Annotated in this window: 15 protein-coding genes; 10 read left to right on the forward strand and 5 right to left on the reverse strand. The window is 64.9% G+C overall.

All coding sequences use genetic code 11. From position 1 onward, the window contains the following. From hflC to L5014_RS08980, 6 genes are all read left to right on the forward strand, one after another. The gene (gene hflC / locus L5014_RS08955) at nt 1-906 is read left to right on the forward strand and encodes a protease modulator HflC (protein ID WP_238463268.1); all 906 of its coding nucleotides are present in this window, start codon (nt 1-3) and stop codon (nt 904-906) included. Between the two features lie 48 nt (nt 907-954). Further along, nucleotides 955-1,146, forward strand: a complete 192-nt coding sequence (locus L5014_RS08960) for a DUF2065 domain-containing protein (protein WP_238463270.1) — start codon at nt 955-957, stop codon at nt 1,144-1,146. Between the two features lie 131 nt (nt 1,147-1,277). Continuing rightward, on the forward strand, nt 1,278-2,429 hold the full coding sequence (locus L5014_RS08965; RefSeq protein ID WP_238463272.1) for an ATP phosphoribosyltransferase regulatory subunit: 1,152 nt from the start codon (nt 1,278-1,280) through the stop codon (nt 2,427-2,429). Nucleotides 2,430-2,574: 145 nt separating this feature from the next. Then, nucleotides 2,575-3,921: an adenylosuccinate synthase gene (locus tag L5014_RS08970; RefSeq protein ID WP_238463273.1), complete on the forward strand. Its 1,347-nt coding sequence runs from the start codon at nt 2,575-2,577 to the stop codon at nt 3,919-3,921. Nucleotides 3,922-3,948: 27 nt separating this feature from the next. Continuing rightward, on the forward strand, nt 3,949-4,521 hold the full coding sequence (locus L5014_RS08975) for a phosphoribosyltransferase (protein ID WP_238463275.1): 573 nt from the start codon (nt 3,949-3,951) through the stop codon (nt 4,519-4,521). Nucleotides 4,522-4,831: 310 nt separating this feature from the next. Continuing rightward, nucleotides 4,832-6,718 (forward strand): potassium transporter Kup, encoded by a 1,887-nt coding sequence (locus tag L5014_RS08980; protein ID WP_238463276.1) that lies wholly within the window; start codon nt 4,832-4,834, stop codon nt 6,716-6,718. A gap of 115 nt (nt 6,719-6,833) precedes the next feature. Here L5014_RS08980 and L5014_RS08985 read toward each other — a convergent pair whose 3' ends face one another. Further along, nucleotides 6,834-9,176 carry a Tex family protein gene (locus tag L5014_RS08985; protein WP_238463277.1) on the reverse strand — a complete coding sequence of 781 codons (2,343 nt, stop codon included), beginning with the start codon at nt 9,174-9,176 and terminating at the stop codon, nt 6,834-6,836. Between the two features lie 332 nt (nt 9,177-9,508). Between L5014_RS08985 and L5014_RS08990 the strand changes: the two genes are divergently transcribed. The 3 genes from L5014_RS08990 (at nt 9,509) to L5014_RS09000 (ending at nt 13,080) form a co-directional block, all read left to right on the forward strand. Continuing rightward, nucleotides 9,509-10,390 carry a colicin transporter gene (locus L5014_RS08990; protein ID WP_238463279.1) on the forward strand — a complete coding sequence of 294 codons (882 nt, stop codon included), beginning with the start codon at nt 9,509-9,511 and terminating at the stop codon, nt 10,388-10,390. Between the two features lie 101 nt (nt 10,391-10,491). Further along, nucleotides 10,492-10,725, forward strand: a complete 234-nt coding sequence (locus tag L5014_RS08995; protein WP_238463280.1) for a DUF465 domain-containing protein — start codon at nt 10,492-10,494, stop codon at nt 10,723-10,725. A 171-nt stretch (nt 10,726-10,896) separates the two neighbouring features. Next, entirely contained in the window at nt 10,897-13,080 is a 2,184-nt protein-coding gene (locus tag L5014_RS09000) for a DNA repair helicase YoaA (RefSeq protein ID WP_420800046.1), read from the forward strand. 274 nt (nt 13,081-13,354) lie between these two features. Here the strand turns inward: L5014_RS09000 and L5014_RS09005 are convergent, their stop codons facing one another. After that, nucleotides 13,355-13,624 (reverse strand): hypothetical protein, encoded by a 270-nt coding sequence (locus L5014_RS09005; RefSeq protein WP_238463285.1) that lies wholly within the window; start codon nt 13,622-13,624, stop codon nt 13,355-13,357. A gap of 233 nt (nt 13,625-13,857) precedes the next feature. After that, a complete protein-coding gene (locus tag L5014_RS09010; RefSeq protein WP_238463489.1) occupies nt 13,858-15,102 on the reverse strand; it encodes a cupin domain-containing protein in 1,245 nt (414 codons plus the stop codon). A gap of 32 nt (nt 15,103-15,134) precedes the next feature. On the opposite strand from L5014_RS09010, the gene L5014_RS09015 reads away from it, so the two are divergent. Further along, nucleotides 15,135-15,680 (forward strand): FKBP-type peptidyl-prolyl cis-trans isomerase, encoded by a 546-nt coding sequence (locus L5014_RS09015; protein WP_238463289.1) that lies wholly within the window; start codon nt 15,135-15,137, stop codon nt 15,678-15,680. A 203-nt stretch (nt 15,681-15,883) separates the two neighbouring features. On the opposite strand, the gene L5014_RS09020 is transcribed toward L5014_RS09015, so the two are convergent. Both L5014_RS09020 and mutS read right to left on the reverse strand, forming a co-directional pair. Then, nucleotides 15,884-17,023: a hypothetical protein gene (locus L5014_RS09020; RefSeq protein WP_238463290.1), complete on the reverse strand. Its 1,140-nt coding sequence runs from the start codon at nt 17,021-17,023 to the stop codon at nt 15,884-15,886. A 232-nt stretch (nt 17,024-17,255) separates the two neighbouring features. Further along, nucleotides 17,256-19,955 (reverse strand): DNA mismatch repair protein MutS, encoded by a 2,700-nt coding sequence (gene mutS / locus L5014_RS09025; RefSeq protein WP_238463291.1) that lies wholly within the window; start codon nt 19,953-19,955, stop codon nt 17,256-17,258. Between the last annotated feature and the right edge of the window lie 25 nt (nt 19,956-19,980).

The raw sequence follows: 19,980 nt of genomic DNA on the forward strand, positions 1-19,980 counted from the left end.
ATGAACAAGATCATTGCGTTCGTCGTCGCCTTCGTGGTGGTGGTGCTCGTGGCCTCGTCGGCGGTGTTCGTCGTCGATCCGCGCCATGTCGCGGTGGTATCCTCCTCGGGCGGCGCCAAGGCGACGCTCGCCGAACCTGGCCTGCACGTGAAGCTGCCGCCGCCGTTCCAGACCGCCACGTTCATCGATACTCGCATCCAGGCGTTCGATGCGTCCGATGCCGACCGCTACACGACCGCCGACAAGACCGAGTTGCTCGTGAACCCGGTCGTGCGCTATCGCATTGCCGATCCACTCAAGCTTTTCGCGGCCACCAAGGGCGACCAGCAGGTGCTCGCGGACCGGCTCGCGCCGCTCTCGCGCGACGCGCTGTCGAAGGCGTTCTCGAAGGTCGATCTGAGCGATGCCCTTGCACAGCAAGAAGCGATCGCCAACGGCGCGCGCGATGCGCTCAAGACGGCCGCTGCGCCGCTGGGCATCGACGTGGTCGACGTCGAGCTCACGCGCATCGACTATCCGGCGGAACTCGCCGAGGTGGTCTACAAGCGCATGAGCGCCGCGCGCGAGCAGGCCGCCGCCGACCAGCGCGAAAAGGGCGCCGCCGAGGCGCAGAAGATCAAGGACGAGGCGGAGCGCAAGCAGCAGGGCGTGCTCGCCGATGCGTACAGCCAGGCGCAGGCCATCAAGGGCGAGGGCGACGGCAAGGCCGCGGCGATTTCCGCGCAGGCGTATGGCCGCGATCCGGACTTCTATCGCTTCTATCAGAGCATGCAGGCGTACCGCGAGAGCTTCAAGCCGGGCGACGTGGTTGTGGTCGACTCTTCGAGCGACTTCTTCCGCTTCATGCGCAGTCCGAACGGAGAGGCGCCGTCGGCTCCTGTTCCGGCCGCACCGCGCAAACACTAGACAAATTGAGACACGGGCGCCGCGCATCTGCGCGGCGTGCCTCTTCGCATGAACATAGCTGGCTCCCTGTTGCTCGCGATCGCATTGATGCTGATTATCGAGGGCATGTTCCCGTTCGTCTTTCCGGCGGCGTGGCGCGACACGTTTCGTAGAATTGCGGAACGGCCGCCGCATCACATCCGGATCGGTGGGCTGGTTGTGATGGGGCTCGGTCTCGTGTTGCTGCTGCTCGCCACCTGAATTCAAGGCGCATGCCTCACGGCGTGCGCCGTTTCTATCGTCCGGCCCGCGCAGGCGCGCGTGCGCGCCCAGGCTTTGCGGCTAGTGCGTTCCGCGTCCGCGCGGCCTTTATCGTTGTAGGACTTGACCCGATGTCGACCTGGTTACTTCCCGAGAATATCGCCGACGTGCTGCCTTCCGAGGCACGCAAGATCGAAGAGCTGCGCCGCCGCCTGCTGGACCGCTTTCGTACGTATGGCTATGAAATGGTCATGCCGCCGCTGCTCGAGTATCTCGAGTCGCTGCTGGTGGGCAGCGGGCGCGATCTGAACCTGCGCACCTTCAAGCTCGTCGATCAACTGTCGGGCCGCACGCTCGGTCTGCGCGCGGACATCACGCCACAGGTAGCGCGCATCGATGCGCATCTGCTGAATCGCCAGGGCGTAACGCGCCTGTGCTACGCGGGCAACGTGCTGCACACGCGTCCGCGCGGCCTGCACGCCACGCGCGAGCAGATCCAGATCGGCGCGGAAATCTACGGCCATGCGGGCCTCGAAGCCGACCTCGAAATCCAGCAGTTGATGCTCGACGCGCTGCGCCTCGCGGGCCTCGCGAAGGTGCGCCTCGACCTCTCGCACGCAGGCGTGCTAGCGGCGATCTTCGAAGCCGACCCCGCAGCCGCCGCGCTCGGCGACGCTCTGTATGAAGCGCTGGCTGGCAAGGACGTGCCGCGTCTGGCGGAGCTCACCGCCAATCTGCAATCCGTGTCGCGCGACGCACTGCGCGCGCTGCCGTCGTTGTACGGCGACGCCGGCGTCATCGAAGAGGCGCGCAAGCGCCTGCCGGCGCTGCCCGGCATCGCGCGTGCGCTGGGCGACCTGGCGTTCCTCATGAGCGAGATCCAAGGCGCGGAGCTGATGCTCGATCTCGCCGATCTGGGCGGCTACGCGTACCACAGCGGCGTGATGTTCTCGGCCTACGTGGACGGCGTGCCCAACGCGGTCGCGCGCGGCGGCCGTTACGACAAGGTGGGCGAGGCCTATGGTCGCGCTCGCGCGGCGACCGGCTTTTCGCTGGATCTGCGCGAAGTGGCGCGTATTTCGCCGGTGGAGGCGCGTAGCAGCGCCGTCCTCGCGCCGTGGCGCCACGACGAGTCGCTGCGCGCCGCTGTCGCGGCCCTGCGCGATGCTGGCGAAGTCGTGATTCAGGCGCTGCCGGGTCACGAGCACGACATGGACGAATTCGCCTGCGACCGCGTGCTGGTCGAGCGCGACGGCGCGTGGGTGCTCGAAGCGCGCGCCTGAGCCGCCGCGGAAGGGGCCCTGGCGAGGGCTCCGGCAGCACGCATGCCGTTGAGGACAAAAGGAAATCCCGGGAATTTTGGGAAAAAATGGCGGCCCTGCCTCCGAACCCAGGTAGAATACGTTTTTAACCAGCTAACGAAACACCATGTCTGCCAGCGCAGTGAATGTAACCCCGGGACGCAATGTCGTCGTCGTGGGCACCCAATGGGGCGATGAAGGCAAGGGCAAGATCGTCGACTGGCTGACGGACCACGCGCAAGGCGTGGTGCGTTTCCAGGGCGGTCACAACGCCGGTCACACACTCATCATCGGCGGCAAGAAGACCATTCTCCGGCTGATCCCCTCGGGCATCATGCGCGCCGGCGTCGCCTGCTATATCGGCAACGGCGTGGTGCTCTCGCCCGAAGCCCTGTTCAAGGAAATCAGCGAGCTCGAAGAAGCGGGCATCGACGTCCAGAAGCGCCTCTTCATTTCCGAAGCCACCACGCTCATCCTGCCGTATCACGTCGCCATCGACCAGGCGCGCGAAGCCAAGCGCGGCGCGGCCAAGATCGGCACGACGGGCCGCGGCATCGGACCGGCCTACGAAGACAAGGTCGCGCGCCGCGGTATGCGCGTGCAGGACCTGTTCGAGCCGGAAGTCTTCGCCGAGCGCCTGCGCGAGAACCTCGACTATCACAACTTCGTGCTCACGCAGTACCTGGGCGCGCCGGCAGTCGACTTCCAGCAGACCCTCGACACGATGCTCTCGTACGCCGAGCGTCTGAAGCCGATGGTAACGGACGTTTCGCGTCGCCTTTATGACGTGAACAACGAAGGCGGCAACCTGCTGTTCGAAGGCGCGCAAGGCACGCTGCTCGACATCGACCACGGCACCTATCCGTACGTCACGTCGAGCAACTGCGTCGCAGGTGCGGCGTCGGCGGGCGCAGGCGTGGGTCCGCAAAAGCTCGACTACATCCTCGGCATCACGAAGGCCTATTGCACGCGTGTCGGCGCGGGCCCGTTCCCGAGCGAACTGTACGACGCCGATAACGCCGATCGCCAGGAAGAAGTCGGCCTCACGCTTGCGAAGGTGGGCAAGGAATTCGGTTCGGTCACGGGCCGTCCGCGCCGCACCGGCTGGCTCGACGCCGCTGCGCTGCGCCGCTCGATCCAGATCAACGGCGTGACGGGCCTGTGCATCACCAAGCTCGACGTGCTCGACGGTCTCGACGAAGTGAAGCTGTGCGTCGGCTACAAGATCGACGGCAAGGACGTGGACATCCTGCCGCGCGGCGCCTCGCAAGTGGCCGCATGCGAGCCGGTCTACGAAACGTTCGAAGGCTGGAAGGAAAGCACCATCGGCATCACGCAGTGGGACGCTTTGCCCAAGAGCGCACAGGCGTATCTGGCGCGTGTGCAGGAAGTGGCAGGTGTGCCGGTCGACATGGTCTCCACCGGTCCGGATCGCGACGAAACGATCCTGCTGCGTCACCCGTTCAAGGTGTAAAGAAGTAGAAACAAGGTAGATGCAAAAATGATTCAAATGATGGACCCGCGCAACGATGAAAAGAACCTGTGGGTCGGCTGGGATGAGTATCACCGGCTGATTGAACTGCTCGCGCTCTCGGTACACGAGTCGCGCTGGAAGTTCGACCAGATCCTGTGTCTCGCTCGCGGTGGTTTGCGCGTGGGCGACCAGCTCTCGCGCATTTACGACCTGCCGCTCGCGATCCTGGCGACGAGCTCGTACCGCGAAGCGGCGGGCACGGAGCAGGGCGATCTCGACATCGCGCAGTACATCACGATGACGCGCGGCGAACTCTCGGGCAACGTGCTGCTGGTCGACGATCTCGTGGACTCGGGTGTCACGCTCGCGCGCGTGCAGGAGCATCTCAAGGAGCGCTATCCGGCCGTGACCGGCGTGCGCTCGGCGGTGCTCTGGTACAAGGGCTGCTCGAAGGTGAAGCCCGACTACTTCGTCCAGCATCTGCCAACCAATCCCTGGATTCACCAGCCGTTCGAGGAGTGGGATACGGTGCGCCCCCACAACCTCGGCGCGTGGATCAAGCGCGGCCTTCAGCAGGCCCAGCAGGATTCGCAGAAGTAAAGCCGGTCTGCGGGCCGTCGTGCCGCTGGCGATCGGGTCGTGCCGGCCGCCCAAAACAGGAACGGAGCCTTTCGGGCTCCGTTTTTTTATGCGTCGTGTGCTTCTATTGCCCCCGTGAGCCCTCTTGCCGCGGCGTCGCCGCAGTCACGGGTCAGGCCTTGACGCACGGCCGATTGGCGCCACGGAGGGCCATGCTAAACTCCCGCGGGACAAGGGGGGCGTCGCGGGGTCACAACGACCATTCGGGTTTCGCCCGCAGCCAGTTTAGAATAGCGCTCGTTTTTTCCGCCTCGAACGGATTTCCGCGTATATGACAACTAGCACGCACGTGGCAAAGCAGCCGCTACCGACACTCGCAGTAGCGGCCATCGGCGTGGTGTTCGGCGACATCGGCACGAGTCCGCTGTATTCGCTCAAAGAAGCGTTTAGCCCGGCACACGGGATTCCGCTCAACGATACCTCCATCCTCGGCGTCATTTCGCTGCTGTTCTGGGCGATCATCATCGTCGTCAGCATCAAATACGTGCTCTTCGTGATGCGCGCCGACAACAACGGCGAAGGTGGCGTGCTCGCGCTCATGGCGCTCGCCATGCGCTCGTTCGATCGCAAGAGCAAGTCCGTCGTGGTGCTGACGGCGCTAGGCATCTTCGGCGCCTGCATGTTCTACGGCGACGCGGTGATCACGCCCGCCATCTCGGTGATGTCGGCGGTCGAGGGCTTGCAGCTCGCCGCGCCCAAGCTCGCGCATCTCGTGCTGCCGCTCACGATGGTGATCCTCATCGCCCTGTTCTGGATCCAGCGGCACGGCACCTCGCTCGTGGGGCGCCTGTTCGGACCGATCATGGTGCTCTGGTTCGTGACCATCGGCGTGCTCGGCGTTTCGCGCATCGTTCAGGCGCCGGGCGTCATTGCCGCGCTCAATCCGTACTACGCGGTCTCGTTCATGGGCGCGCACCTGCTGCAGGCTTATGTGGTGCTGGGCTCGGTCGTGCTGGTGCTGACCGGTGCGGAAGCCCTCTACGCCGATATGGGCCACTTCGGCGCAAAGCCGATTCGCTATGCGTGGTACGGGCTCGTGATGCCTTCGCTCGTGCTCAACTATTTCGGCCAGGGCGCGCTCTTGATGCAGGACCATCGCGCGATCGAGAATCCGTTCTTCCTGCTCGCGCCGGATTGGGCGCTACTGCCGCTGGTGGTGCTTTCGACGGTTGCGACCGTAATCGCTTCACAGGCCGTGATCTCGGGCGCGTACTCGCTCACGAGTCAGGCGATTCTGCTGGGCTACGTGCCGCGCATGAAGGTGCTGCATACGTCCGATCTCGCCATCGGCCAGATCTACGTGCCGGTCGTGAACTGGATGCTGCTCTTCATCATTCTGTGCATCGTCGTCGGCTTCAAGAGCTCCGATAATCTCGCCGCCGCGTACGGCATTGCCGTGACCGCGACGATGGTCATCACCACCATGCTCGCGAGCGTCGTGATGGTGAAGGTGTGGAAGTGGAACCAGTGGCTCGTCGCGCTCATCATCGCGTGTCTCATGACGGTCGACCTCGGCTTCTTCGGCGCGAACCTGCTGAAGGTCGAGGAGGGCGGCTGGCTGCCGCTCAGCATCGGCGCGCTGCTGTTCTTCCTGTTGATGACGTGGTTCAAGGGCCGCATGATCGTCAAGGAGCGCACCGCCGCCGACGGTATTCCGCTCATGCCTTTCCTGCAGGGGCTGCTCGCGCACCCGCCGCACCGCGTGTCGGGCACGGCCATCTATCTCACGGGCAGCGACACGCTGGTGCCGGTGAGCCTGCTGCACAACCTCAAGCACAACAAGGTGCTGCACGAGCGCACGATTTTCCTCACGTTCAGGATTCGCGACATTCCGTATGTTGCCGACTCGGAGCGTGTGCAAGTCAGGGATGTCGGTGGCGGCTTGTATCTCGTGAAGGCCGACTATGGCTTTAACGAGACGCCTGATGTGAAGGCGGTGCTCGAAGACATCGGCCGCAAAGAGGATATGTTGTTCGAAATGATGGACACGTCGTTCTTCCTCGCACGCGAGACGGTGGTGCCGACGCAGTTGCCGGGCATGTCGATCTTCCGTGAGCGGGTGTTCGCGTGGATGCATCAGAACGCCGCGAAGCCGACCGACTTCTTCAGCATTCCCGCAAACCGCGTGGTCGAACTGGGGACGAAGATCGAAATCTGATGCTTCGATCGTTGCGTGGACAACAAAAAAGGCGCCTCGGCGCCTTTTTTGTTGTCTGTAGCGCGGGCAAGCGCGGGGTTTTTGCAGAACCCCCGCGCCGCCTTGCGTTGGCGCGTCAGCGCTTGAGCTTCGCGAACGCCGCCGCCATCGCGCCTGCCGGCTCCGCGTCGCGCGAGCGCTGGCCGCCGCGATTCGCATTGCCGCCGCCGCGTTGATCGCGGTTACCGCTGCTGTTGCCACTCCCGCCACTACGCTGCGCGGCGCTCGCCGGATCGTCGTCCATGCGCATCGTGAGCGCGATGCGCTGGCGCTTCACGTCGACGTCGAGCACCTTCACCTTCACGACCTGACCGGCCTTCACGACTTCGTGCGGGTCCTTGATGAACTTCGTGGACATCGCCGAGACGTGCACGAGGCCGTCCTGATGCACACCCACGTCGATGAACGCGCCGAACGCCGCCACGTTGGTCACGACGCCTTCGAGCACCATGCCCGGCACGAGGTCGGAGACCTTTTCGACGCCTTCGCGGAAGGTCGCCGTCTTGAACTCGGGGCGCGGATCGCGGCCCGGCTTTTCGAGCTCCGCGAGGATGTCGCGCACGGTCGGCAGACCGAAACGTTCGTCGACGAACTCGGTGGGCGAGAGGCCCGAAAGCGCCTCGCGATTACCGAGCACGTCGCCGATGGTGCGCTTGATCTTCGCGAGCATGCGCTCGACGACCGGATAGGCTTCCGGGTGCACCGACGAGCGGTCGAGCGGATTCTCGCCGCTGTTGATGCGCAAAAAGCCCGCGGCCTGTTCGAAGGTCTTGTCGCCCAGACGCGGCACTTTCTTCAGATGGTCGCGCGAGGGGAAGGGGCCATTGGCGTCGCGGTAATCGACGATATTGCGCGCGAGCGTCGAGTTCAGGCCCGACACGCGTGCGAGCAGCGCCACCGAAGCCGTGTTCGCATCCACGCCCACCGCGTTCACGCAGTCTTCGACCACGGCGTCGAGCGAGCGCGCCAGCTCGCGCTGGTTCACGTCGTGCTGGTACTGGCCCACGCCGATCGCCTTGGGCTCGATCTTCACGAGTTCGGCGAGCGGATCTTGCAGGCGTCGCGCGATCGACACCGCGCCGCGCAGCGAGACGTCGAGTTCAGGGAACTCCTTCGCCGCCAGTTCGGATGCCGAATAAACCGAGGCTCCGGCTTCGGAGACCACGATCTTCTGCAGCTTGAGTTCGGGATGCTTCGACATCAGCTCGCTCGCGAGCTTGTCGGTTTCGCGCGAAGCCGTGCCGTTGCCGATGCTGATGAGCTCTGCCTGCGTCTGCGCGGCAATGCGCGCGAGTTTTGCGATGGAGCCGTCCCAGTCGCGGCGCGGCTCGTGCGGGTAGATCGTGTCGGTCGCGAGCAGCTTGCCCGTGCGATCGACCACGGCGACCTTTACGCCGGTGCGCAGGCCCGGATCGAGACCGATCACGGCCTTCGGGCCGGCCGGCGCCGCGAGCAGCAGATCCTTGAGGTTGCGCGCGAACACGCGGATCGCCTCATGCTCGGCCTCTTCGCGCAGGTTCGTGAGCAATTCGTTTTCGATGTGCGGCTGCACCTTCACGCGCCAGCACCAGCGGCAAACGTCCGAGAGCCACTTGTCGGCCGGCCGATTCTGGTTGGCGATGCCGAAGTGGCGCGCAATCATCGCTTCGCCCGGATGCGGCACCTGTGCATCGAGCTCGCCGCCGAGGCCGAGCTTGACCATCAGCACGCCGGCATTGCGGCCGCGGAACAGCGCGAGCGCGCGGTGCGACGGCACGGTCTTGATCGTTTCCGAGTACTCGTAGTAGTCGCGGAACTTCTCGCCTTCCTCGTTTTCCTTGCCCTCGACCACGCTCGAGATCACCATGCCCTGGTTGTGCAGCCAGTCGCGCAGCTTGCCAAGCAGTTCGGCCGTTTCGCCGAATTGCTCCGAAAGGATGTCGCGCGCGCCGTCGAGCGCGGCCTTAACATCGGCGACACCCTTTTCGGCGTCCACGTACTGCGCGGCTTCCGTTTGTGGATCGAGCAGCGGATTCGCGAGCAGCGCGTCGGCGAGCGGCTGCAGGCCGGCTTCGCGCGCGATCTGCGCACGCGTGCGGCGCTTGGGCTTGTACGGCAGGTAGAGATCTTCGAGCACCTGTTTGCTGTCGGCGGCTTCGATGGCGGTGCGCAGCTCGTCGGTGAGCTTGCCTTGCTCCTCGATGCTCGCCAGGATCGTGGCGCGACGGTCTTCGAGCTCGCGCAGATAGAGCAGTCGCTCTTCGAGCGTGCGCAGTTGCGTATCATCGAGATTGCCCGTGACTTCCTTGCGGTAACGGGCGATGAACGGAACGGTCGCTCCTTCGTCGAGAAGCTGGACGGCGGCCGCCACCTGACGCGGTTGAACGGTCAGTTCGCTGGCGATGCGCTGGACGATCTTGAGTGCTACGGTTTCCGTCATAGAGTCTGGATATTCCTGCGAGGATCGGTTGCGGTCCGGGTATGCGGCCCCGGGTTGCGGTCACGGATTTGCAGTCCCGGATTTACGATCCCGGATTTGCGCTCCGATAGCCGGGCGGGAGACATCAGGCAAGCGAACGCCCGCCGGCGGGTGGAGCGGGGCATTTTGCCATAAATGGCCGGGCGCTCAACTCGGGGGGTGTTAGAATTTCAGGCATGTTCCGTTGCCCTCAGAAGACGTTGATCCCATCCCGTTTGACACAAATCCAGCCCGGCGCGCGCGAAGGTGCGGCATGGTGGACCACTGCCCGTGCGGCGGTCTGTGCCGCCGCATTGCTGGCGACGGCGAGCGTTCCGGCCCTCGCACAAGAAGTGACGGCCACCGGGGCGGCGGCCTCCGGGGTGGTAGCCGGCAGTGATGTGGCGGCCAATGGCGCGCAAAACGTGCGCCCGGCCGAGGTCGGCGGACCGGTTGCGGCTTCGGCTGCCGCGGTCGTGGCGGGGGGCGCAACGGCACAGGATACCGGCGCGAGCACCGACTTTGCCGCACGGCAAAAGGTCCTTGACCGGCGTACTGCGGAAAACAACTACCGGTACGCCGTCGCGCAGCACAATTGCTACGATACGTTCTTCGTGAACCACTGTCTGGGCAAGGCGCGCGACGCCATGCGCGTCGTGCAGGCGGATATCCGCCACGAGCAGTTGGCGCTCGACGAGGAGCAGCGCGCGGACAATGCGCGCCGCCGCGATCAGGAGGCCGCGCTGAAGCGGGCGAGGGACGAGGCCGACGCGCCGCAACGTGCCGCGAACGAGGCGCAGAGCGCGCAGGCCTACGAAGACAAGCAGCGTCAGCACGCGCTCGCTCAGGCGCAGCGGCAGACCGAGGCGCCGCAACGCGCGGCGAACGCGCAGGCGTTCGAAGAGAAGCAGCGCCAGCACGCGGTGCAGCAGGCGCAGCGCGAAGGCGGGCAGGCGCAGTCGCAACGTGCAGCCAACCAGGCTGCCTACGACAAGAAGCAATCGGATTATCAGAAGCAACTGGACGAAGCTCGTCGCGAAGGCCAGCAGAAGGCGCAAGAGCGCGCCGCGAAGGCTGAGCGCTTCCAGCAGAAGCAGGAAGAGGCGGCGAAGCATAAGGCTGATGTGGAAGCACGTCAGAAGCAGGCGGCCGAGAAGGCGCAGCAACAACAGCAACAAAAACCGCAGGGCCAGTAGCACCAAATAGCACCAGGAAGCACCCGCTTTTTCAGCCGGATAGCAACCTCAGGCGCCCGACCTTTCGCACGGCGTGCGCCGATCATGACGAGGAGGCGAGCATGCGCGAGCATCGTGAAGTCAAGGGCGAGGTCATTCGTGACCGTATTCTGCAACTGGAATCGGAGCACGAGGGCCTCGACCGTCTGATCGAGAGGATGTGCGAGACGCCGGACTACGACGATCTCGAATTGCAGAAGCTGAAGAGGCGCAAGCTCAAGCTGAAAGACAACATCATCCTGCTGCAACTGCAGCTGGAACCCGATTCAACGAAGACCTCGAACGGGCACGCCTGATTCCGGGTCCTGGCAGGCGCCGGGGCGCGGAAGAAGTCGGGCCGCGCCCCGAGGACCGAGCAGGAACCGCTTGCCTTGAATTCAACGACCGTTTCCCGATCCCGTCCCGCACGCGAAGGCGGCGCGCCGGAGGGTGACGCGCGCGCCACGCAAACGGCGCCCGCGCCCGCATTGAGCCCGCGCCGCGGCGCCGAACTCGAAGAACTCTTCGCCGCCAACGGGCTGCTGGCGCGGGAGATCGACGGCTATCGTCCGCGTGCCGCGCAGATCGAGATGGCGCGCGCCGTAGCCGCGGCGATGGAAGCTGCCGCCCAGGCATTGCCAGAACCCGCGACGTTCGAGCTGCAATCGCGTCCGGCGCGGCGCCTCGAACGCGGCGCGCCGGCTCCCGCGCAAGGCCGTGCCGAAGAGGCCGCGCAGGCCGCCGCCGAATCCGGCGACAACACCCTGATCGTCGAGGCGGGGACGGGCACCGGCAAGACCTACGCGTACCTCGTGCCGGCCATGCTGTGGGGCGGTAAGGTGATCGTTTCGACGGGCACGAAGCACTTGCAGGACCAGCTCTTCGCGCGGGACATTCCCACCGTGCGCGACGCGCTTGCGGTACCCGTGAGCGTGGCCATGCTCAAAGGCCGCTCGAATTATCTGTGTCACTACTATCTGCAGCGCACGGCCGACAATGGCCGCTTGCCTTCGCGCCAGGAAACGGCGTATCTGCAGGAAATCATTCGCTTCGCGAAGATCACGCGCTCGGGCGACAAGGCCGAGCTCGCGAGCGTGCCGGAGACGGCCGCTGTGTGGTCGATGGTCACGTCCACGCGCGACAACTGCCTGGGCCAGGAGTGTCCGAACTACAAGGACTGCTTCGTTATGCAGGCGCGCCGGGAAGCGCAGCAGGCCGATATCGTCGTGGTGAACCATCATCTGTTCTTCGCGGACATCATGCTGCGCGACACCGGCATGGCCGAACTGTTGCCGAGCGCCAACACGATCATCTTCGACGAAGCCCATCAGTTGCCCGAAACCGCCACGCTGTTTTTCGGCGAGACGCTTTCGACCGCGCAGTTTCTCGAGCTCGCGCGCGATTGCGTTGCCGAAGGCTTGAGCCATGCGCGCGATGCGGTGGAGTGGGTGAAGCTCGGTGCGGCGCTCGAACGCGCAGCGCGAGACGTGCGTCTTGCTTTCAAGGAAGATTCGCTGCGCGTGTCGATCACGCAATTGCCCGAGGATCATCCGCTCTTCGACGCGCTCGACGCGTTGCAGACCGAACTCGGAACGCTCGCCACTGCGCTCGCGGGCCAGGCCGAGCGCGCCGAATCGCTGGGGGCGTGCCTGCGCCGCGCGCGCGAGCTTCAGGGCGTGCTGTCCGGATGGGCCATGCCGGGCGCACAGGTTGATGCGTCGTCACGCGACGCACGGGCTACGGGCGATGCCGGCCAGCCCGAAGGGCAAGGCGATGCCGCAAGCGAACCTCGCGCCGAAGATGAAAAGGTCCGTTGGGTCGAAGTGTTCTCGCACACGGTCCAGTTGCATGAGACGCCGCTTTCCGTCGCGCCGATTTTCGCGAAGCAGCGCGCGGGCGTGCCGCGCACGTGGATCTTCACCTCGGCGACGCTGTCCGTGCGCGGCGACTTCACGCACTATGCGGCGCAGATGGGCCTGAGTTCACGGCGCTCGATGACGTTGCCGAGCCCCTTCGATTATCCGCAGCAGGGCTTGCTCTACGTGCCGCGCAACATGCCGCAGCCGTCGTCTCCGCAATTCACCGATGCGGTATTCGAAGCAGCATTGCCCGCCATCGAAGCATCGGGAGGCGGTGTTTTCATGTTGTGCACGACGTTGCGCGCCGTCGACAAGATCGCCGGAAAGCTGCGCGACACGATCGAGGCGCGTGGCTGGAGCACGCCGCTGCTGGTGCAGGGCGACGCGAGCCGCACTGAACTGCTCGAACGCTTTCGCGCCTATGGCAATGCGATTCTGGTGGGCAGCCAGAGCTTCTGGGAGGGCGTCGACGTGCGGGGCGATGCGCTGTCGCTTGTCGTCATCGACAAGCTGCCATTCGCGCCACCCGACGATCCCGTGCTGGCCGCGCGTCTCGACGCGCTGGCGAAGAAGGGCTTGAGCCCATTCGCCGTCCATCAATTGCCGCAAGCGGTGATTACGCTCAAACAGGGCGCAGGGCGTCTGATTCGCGCCGAGACCGATCGTGGCGTGTTGATGATTTGCGACACACGCCTCGTGGATAAGCCTTATGGCCGGCGTATCTGGCAAAGCTTGCCGCCGTTCAAACGCACGCGTGAGATCGAGGTCGTGCGGGAGTTCTTCACGGGAGAGGAAGAGCAGGGCGCTCAATAGCGGCGCTTAATGGCGGGGGAAAGCGCGCTGCGTAATATCCGCTTGCATATGGACTACGCGGTTGCATGCGTTATGCATATGCCGGCATAGCGTTGCGGACGCATCGGCATGACGATCGGCGATTGAGAAGAGGCAAACAAAAAAGCCACGAACTTGCGTTCGTGGCTTTTTTGTTTGCCCGCCGTGCATCTGACGAGGCTGTCAGACCGCCCGACGGTCCGCTTCGATGCTCGCTTGAAGCCGAAGCTCCGGGCGAGCACCTCGCGAATACAGCTTACTGGCTTGCGCCCGAAGCCGGAGCAGCAGCGCCAGCGTCCGAAGCAGCAGCGGCGCCCGAAGCAGCAGGTTCCGAAGCAGCAGCCGTAGCGTCGCTCGCAGCAGCTGCAGCGCCCGAAGCAGCAGCCGTTGCGTCCGAAGCAGCAGCAGCCGGTGCCGAAGCAGCGGTAGCGTCGCTAGCCGGCGCAGCAGCTTGGTCGCTGCTCTTGTTGCACGCAGCCAGTGCAACAGCTGCCAGCAGGGATGCTACGAGGAGGGATTTCTTCATGATCACGTCCTTTTATGGTTAAAGGTAAGCAACAGCGCAAAATAATACCGGTAATGTGCCCCAACATCGACCTGAGCCGCTGGTGGAGATGCACTGCAAGAGCGTGAATCTTCCCTACGGCCTGGGCGGAAATTATAGGCACTTTCGTATCGACCGTCGACAAATCCGGGGACAATACGTTGTCTTTCTCATACAAGCACTATATTTTAGTACGGTATAACAGCCCGAAGCGCTTAGGCAAGCACCCCAAGCCGTATCCAGCCCGCACAATACCACTCGTGTAGCAACGCTGTCACACACGAATCGTGTGAGAGTGTTACAAAGCGTTTCCCATCCAGAAAGCGGTTGTCAGCCAACGCCGGCAGCCATTTTCTCACTTCTTTGAGCAAGCACCGTTCCCCGTTCAGGTAATACGACCGCGCATCGTAAAGCAGGATTGTCCTGCGGTCGAGTGTTATCCCGTTTTTCGCGGCGCGCGCAACAAAACGCGCTTCGTCCAGCGGTTTTTCCGGGGCATCGAATACCACGTTCGATTTCGGTTCTGAAAGCCAGGAGCCGACGAACGAGGAAACGTCCGCATCGCTCCATCGCACTTTAGCAAGCACAGCCGATACGCGCTCCACAAGTGCCGGTGGGAGTTGGGCCGGATGCGCCACCGCGGGCTGGTCGGGGTCGCGGTAGAGCGTCGGGTTGCCCGCGTTCTGGCTGGCGGCGGCGTCGGTGCCGCGTTCGGCCAGCCAGTACAGAAACTGGCTCGTGAGCTCGGTCGTGGAAGGCGAGCGAAAGCCGATCGAGCAGGTCATGCATTCGCCTTCGGCTACGCCGTCGTGGGCGATGTGCGGCGGCAGGTACAGCATGTCGCCCGGCTCCAGCACCCATTCCTCTTCGGGTTCGAAATTTGCCAGGATCTTGAGCGGCAGTCCTTCCTGCAGCGACAGGTCGCGCTGTGCGCCGATGCGCCAGCGTCGCTTGCCGTGCACCTGCAGGAGGAACACGTCGTACGAATCGAAATGCGGGCCTACGCCGCCGCCGTCGGAGGCGTACGAGATCATCAGGTCGTCGAGGCGGGCGTCGGGCGCAAAGCGAAAGCGCTCGAGCAGCGCGCGGGCGCGATCGTCGTGCAGGTCCGCGCCTTGCACGAGCAATGTCCATTGGCGCGTTTTCGGTGTCGGCAGTTCATCAGGGGCGAATGGACCCTGCTCGAGCGCCCAGCGCTTGCGAAAGTGCGTGATGAGACGAGATTCGACATCGTCCTGATCGGCAAGCGCGAAGAGCTCGTCGCGCGAGAGCGGCGCCTCGATGCCGGGTATCGCCTGGCGAATCAACAATGGCTTTTTCTGCCAGTATTTCTTCATGAACTGCGCCGGACTCAGGCCGCCAAGCAGCGGCGTGGGCGTATCGGGCGCGGGACTTGCCAGGGAGGGAGTGACGCGCCGCGCGCGGGCGTCCTCCGGGTGGTCTGGGGACCGCTTGGGCATCGTATAATGTGGTCTGTATTCTGGAGGATCGAATGAAAATTGCAAAGGACACCGTCGTGTCGGTCGCTTATAAGCTATCGGATGCGCAGGGCAATCTGATCGAGGAAAGCGACGAGCCGATGGTCTATCTGCACGGCGGCTATGATGGCACGTTCCCCAAGATCGAGGAAGTGCTGGACGGCAAGGAGCCGGGCTTCGAGACCCAGATCCAGCTTGAGCCGCAGGATGCATTCGGCGAGTACGACCCCGACCTGGTCAAGATCGAACCGCGCAGCCGTTTCCCCGAGCCGCTCGAAGTCGGCATGCAGTTCGAGGGCACGCCCGAAGAGGGCGACGAGGATCTCGATACGCTCATCTACACCGTCACCGACGTTGCCGAAGACAAGGTCGTGCTCGATGGCAATCACCCGCTTGCAGGCATGGCCCTGCGTTTTGCGCTGACCGTCAGGGAAGTGCGTCAGGCCACCGAGGACGAGATCGAGCATGAGCACGCGCATGGCGCGGATGGCCTCGAAATCGTCGACGAGGACGATGACGAGGACGGCGACGAAGCCGCTTCCAAACCCACTCTGCACTGATCGTGCTACGCGCCGGCGACATCTGCCGGCGCGTCTCGCTTCGCGTTTTTGCGCCAGGCATTCTCTTCATGGCGCGACGTTTCCCGTTTATTGCACCTTCCCCACGAGCTTGATGAAGTGGTGGGTCGCGGCTGCTCAATTCAGGGCGACTGTATCTGAGGGTATATCGGCGGCACAATGATTTGCGGCCCGACCGGCCCCGCTCATGGCGCTGAGCCTGGTGCGGGCCACGCTGGCGTCACCGTTCCCGCGCTTGCGCCGCCCGACGTACCCCTATCTTCCACCGGATTTGTTCCGCTGGCGCCGTTCGCGTCGGGCGCCTGTTGCATCCCGGGAATCTCCGTCACATCGGGCATCGACGATATTTCAGGCATTTCCGGCAGAGCCGGCTCGCCGTTACCGCCCGGTAGCAGGGCCGGCGGTTGGGGCGGCAGCAGCGGCAAGTGCTCGGGCACCTCGCGCACGCTCACGCGCAACGGCGTGCGGCGCATCATGTCCGCATCGATCTGAAGCCACTGAGTGAGCGGGTCGCGCAGCGAAAACGCAATGCGCGTAACGTTAGCAATCCTGATTCCCTTGTCGTTGCGCAATGGCTGATCGATGGCGAAGCCGTGTGTGAGCCTCGCATTCTCGGGATGCACAAGGATCACGGGGCCCCGGAAGACGTCCGCCAGCTTCACGAGGCTGTGTCGCAGCTCGGTGAAACCGTCGCGGGGCGTGCGGCGAAAGCGCAACCACGCGAAGCGGTCCTGGCGTTCGTACTGCTCGGGCATCGCATTGCCCTGCATGAAGATGACGATCGCGCGCGCGTTGCGGCGGCGCGCGAATTCGGCGGCGTGCTCGAGCCAGAAGCCGTTGGCGATCACGCGATCTTCGAATTCGCCGTTGCGGCCACCGGCGTTCAGAAAATGATTGTTACCATCGGGCACGTTCAGTGCGATGAACACCGTTTCGCCGAGCTGCCAGCGCGTATTTTCCCGATACGGCCGAAACCGGGAGACCTCGCTTTCACGTGTGAGCGTGAGCGGATATTGCCCGAGCGCGGTGGAGTCGGTGAAAAAGTTCTGGCGCAGGAAATCGAGTCGCTCGACCGGATCGTAGCCGCCCGCGCCGGCAGTGCCGCAGGTGACCCAGTCGCGCTGTCCCGGCACGAAGATGAGCGGTGCGCGTGACGCGTCGAGCAATGCGCGGCGCCGGTCATAGAGTCGATCCGCGCAGGTTTCGCGCGACCCTTTGAGATTGCCGCCGTAGACGACGAACGAGATCTGCGGATCGCGGCCGATCGCGTCGATGAGGCGCTGGAGCGTGGTTTCGTCGCCGGGCTCGGTGACGACGTTTGCCACAACGGCGAACGAGTAACGCGGAGAAGGGTCCTGCGCCTGTGCAGCGAATGGCAGGCTGCATATCGCCAGGCAGACGAGCACGCTTCGTAGCCCACCGCGCAGGCCCTTTGGGAGCCGCAATAGCGGCGCGATTTGCGGGCTGCGCGCTGCGCGCCGCACCCGATTCAGAAAGCGCCAAGCAAAGCCACCCCGGCCATGCGGAAATGGCCGGGGTGGCGTCGCGAGGCGACGCTCAGCGTTTAGCGTCCGGCGCAGTGGCCAGCTCATGCAGTTCGTACAGCAGATCGAGCGCATCGCGCGGGCGCAACTCGTTCGGGTCGAGCTCGCGCAGGCGTTCAGCGACGAGCACAGCGCCCGGGTCGGCTGCCGCCGGGGCATCTTCCACGTAGGGTTGCGCGTCGAAATCGTCGTCTTCGCCAGCCACGGGCGCTGCAAACAGGTCGAGCTGCGGCGTGGGTTGGCCGGCGGAGAGTTGCTCCAGATACACGAGATGCTTGCGCGCCGCGCGGATCACGGGGCTGGGCACGCCCGCAAGCTGCGCGACCTGCAGGCCGTAGCTCTGGTTCGCGGGGCCTTCGCTCACGGCGTGCAGGAACACGATGCCGTGGCCGTGCTCGACCGCCGAAAGGTGCACGTTGGCTGCTTGCGCGAATTCCGTGGGCAACTGCGTGAGTTCGAAGTAATGCGTCGCGAACAGCGTATGACAGCCGTTGTTCGTGAGCAGATGCCGTGCAATGGCCCATGCGAGCGCGAGGCCGTCGAACGTTGACGTGCCGCGCCCGATCTCGTCCATCAGCACGAGACTTTGTGGCGTGGCGTCGTTGAGGATGGCGGCGGCTTCGGTCATCTCGACCATGAAGGTCGAGCGGCCGCCCGCGAGGTCGTCGGCGGCGCCGATGCGCGTGAAGATACGGTCGATCGGGCCGAAGCGCGCGCGCTTCGCGGGCACGTAGCTGCCCACGTAGGCGAGCAGCGCGATGAGCGCGGTCTGACGCATGAACGTCGATTTACCGCCCATGTTCGGGCCGGTGATGAGCAGCAGCTTGCGTTCGCTGGTCAGCGTGCAGTCGTTGGCGATGAACTGCTCGACCTGCGCCTCGACGACCGGGTGGCGACCCTGCTCGATTTCGATGCCGGGCGCTTCGGAGAATTCCGGCGCACTCCAGTCGAGCGCGCGCGCGCGCTCCGCGAAAGCGGCGAGCAGGTCGAGTTCGGCGAGCGCCGCCGCGACGCGCTGGCAATCGGGAATGAAGGGCAGCAGCGCCTGAAGCAGCGCGTCGTAGAGCGCCTTCTCGCGCGCGAGCGCGCGCTCCTGTGCCGAGAGCGCCTTGTCCTCGAAAGCCTTCAGCTCGGGCGTGATGTAGCGCTCGGCGTTCTTGAGCGTCTGGCGGCGGCGATAGTCGTCAGGCACCTTGTCGGTCTGGCCGCGCGTGACCTCGATATAGAAGCCGTGCACTTTGTTGTATTCGACCCGCAAATTGCCGATGCCGGTGCGCGCGCGCTCGCGCGCCTCCAGGTCGATCAGGAACTGGCCGCAGTTCTCGGACAGATCGCGCAACTCGTCGAGCTCGGTGTCGTAGCCGCGTGCCATCACGCCGCCGTCGCGCACCATGGCAGCCGGTTCGGGCGCGACCGCGCGCTGCAGCAGGTCGGCGCATTCGGCGGGCGGCGCGAGCGCCTCGACGAGGCGTGCCAGCGATGCCGAGACACCGCCTGCCACGGCAACCTGCTCGCGCAGCGCAGGCAGGGCGGCGAAGGTGTCGCGCAGGCTCGAGAGATCGCGCGGACGCGCCGAGAGCAGCGCGAGGCGCCCAGTAATGCGTTCGACGTCTGCGATCTGGCGCAGCGCGCTGCGCAACGAATCGGCGCTGGCGGGGGGCGGTGCGTCGAGCAGCGCACCGATGGCCTGCTGGCGCATCTGCGCGATGGCGGCGTCGCGCGGCGGATGGTGGAGCCAATGGCGCAGCAGGCGGCTGCCCATGGCTGTGCTGCACGTGTCGAGCAGCGAGCACAGGGTGGGTGATTCGGTGCCGCGCAGCGTTTCCGTGAGTTCGAGATTGCGGCGCGTGGCCGGATCGAGCCCGATGTATTCGGATTCGGCTTCGACCTTGAGGCTGCGCACGTGACGCAGCTGCTGGCCCTGCGTGGCCGCGGCGTACAGCAGCAGCGCGCCGGCCGCGCCGCAGGCGCTCGTGAGTGCCTGCGCGCCGAAACCGTCGAGACTGGCGACATCGAGCTGGTCGCACAGGCGCTGCTTGCCCGAGGCGACGTCGAAGTGCCAGGCCGGCACGCGCGTCAAAGCACCCAAGCCCGTCCCGGTGCCGGCAGGCGGCGCCCAGCCCGAGGATTCCGCGGGTATTTCCGCCACGAGGATTTCCGCCGGGCGAATGCGCTCGAATGCCGCAGCGACCTGGTCCGGCGCGACTTCCGCGAGCCGCAGCGCGCCGCTGGCCAGATTGAGCCACGCGAGTCCGACGTTGATGGTCGCGCCGCGCCGGTTGCGTCCTGGGCAGACCGCCATCAGATAGACGTCGTTTTTGTCGGAGAGGAGTGCGGCGTCCGTGAGCGTGCCGGGCGTGACCACGCGCACGACCTTGCGCTCGACCGGTCCCTTCGAGGTGGCCGGGTCGCCGATCTGCTCGCAGATCGCCACCGACTCGCCGAGCTTCACGAGCTTCGCGAGGTATTGCTCGACGGCGTGATGCGGCACGCCCGCCATCTTGATCGGATTGCCCGCTGACGCGCCGCGCTGCGTGAGCGTGAGATCGAGCAGGCGCGCGGCTTTCTCGGCGTCTTCGAAGAACAGCTCGTAGAAGTCGCCCATCCGGTAGAACACCAGCGTGCCCGGATGGTCGGCCTTGATGCGCAGGTATTGCTGCATCATGGGAGTGTGTTGCGCGATGTCGCTGGCGCTGGCGGTATGTGTAGCCATCCTCGGTGTCTTGCTAAGGGTTCAG

The sequence above is a fragment of the Paraburkholderia tagetis genome (genome assembly GCF_022213065.1).
Taxonomy (GTDB): Bacteria; Pseudomonadota; Gammaproteobacteria; order Burkholderiales; family Burkholderiaceae; genus Paraburkholderia; species Paraburkholderia tagetis.

Excerpts from the sequence above, each read along its gene's own strand:
- hflC (WP_238463268.1), top strand. The coding sequence starts at position 1 with ATGAACAAGATCATTGCGTTCGTCGTCGCCTTCGTGGTGGTGGTGCTC.
- L5014_RS08960 (WP_238463270.1), top strand. The coding sequence starts at position 955 with ATGAACATAGCTGGCTCCCTGTTGCTCGCGATCGCATTGATGCTGATT.
- L5014_RS08965 (WP_238463272.1), top strand. The coding sequence starts at position 1,278 with ATGTCGACCTGGTTACTTCCCGAGAATATCGCCGACGTGCTGCCTTCC.
- L5014_RS08970 (WP_238463273.1), top strand. The coding sequence starts at position 2,575 with ATGTCTGCCAGCGCAGTGAATGTAACCCCGGGACGCAATGTCGTCGTC.
- L5014_RS08975 (WP_238463275.1), top strand. The coding sequence starts at position 3,949 with ATGATTCAAATGATGGACCCGCGCAACGATGAAAAGAACCTGTGGGTC.
- L5014_RS08980 (WP_238463276.1), top strand. The coding sequence starts at position 4,832 with ATGACAACTAGCACGCACGTGGCAAAGCAGCCGCTACCGACACTCGCA.
- L5014_RS08985 (WP_238463277.1), bottom strand. The coding sequence starts at position 9,176 with ATGACGGAAACCGTAGCACTCAAGATCGTCCAGCGCATCGCCAGCGAA.
- L5014_RS08995 (WP_238463280.1), top strand. The coding sequence starts at position 10,492 with ATGCGCGAGCATCGTGAAGTCAAGGGCGAGGTCATTCGTGACCGTATT.
- L5014_RS09005 (WP_238463285.1), bottom strand. The coding sequence starts at position 13,624 with ATGAAGAAATCCCTCCTCGTAGCATCCCTGCTGGCAGCTGTTGCACTG.
- L5014_RS09010 (WP_238463489.1), bottom strand. The coding sequence starts at position 15,102 with ATGCCCAAGCGGTCCCCAGACCACCCGGAGGACGCCCGCGCGCGGCGC.
- L5014_RS09015 (WP_238463289.1), top strand. The coding sequence starts at position 15,135 with ATGAAAATTGCAAAGGACACCGTCGTGTCGGTCGCTTATAAGCTATCG.
- mutS (WP_238463291.1), bottom strand. The coding sequence starts at position 19,955 with ATGGCTACACATACCGCCAGCGCCAGCGACATCGCGCAACACACTCCC.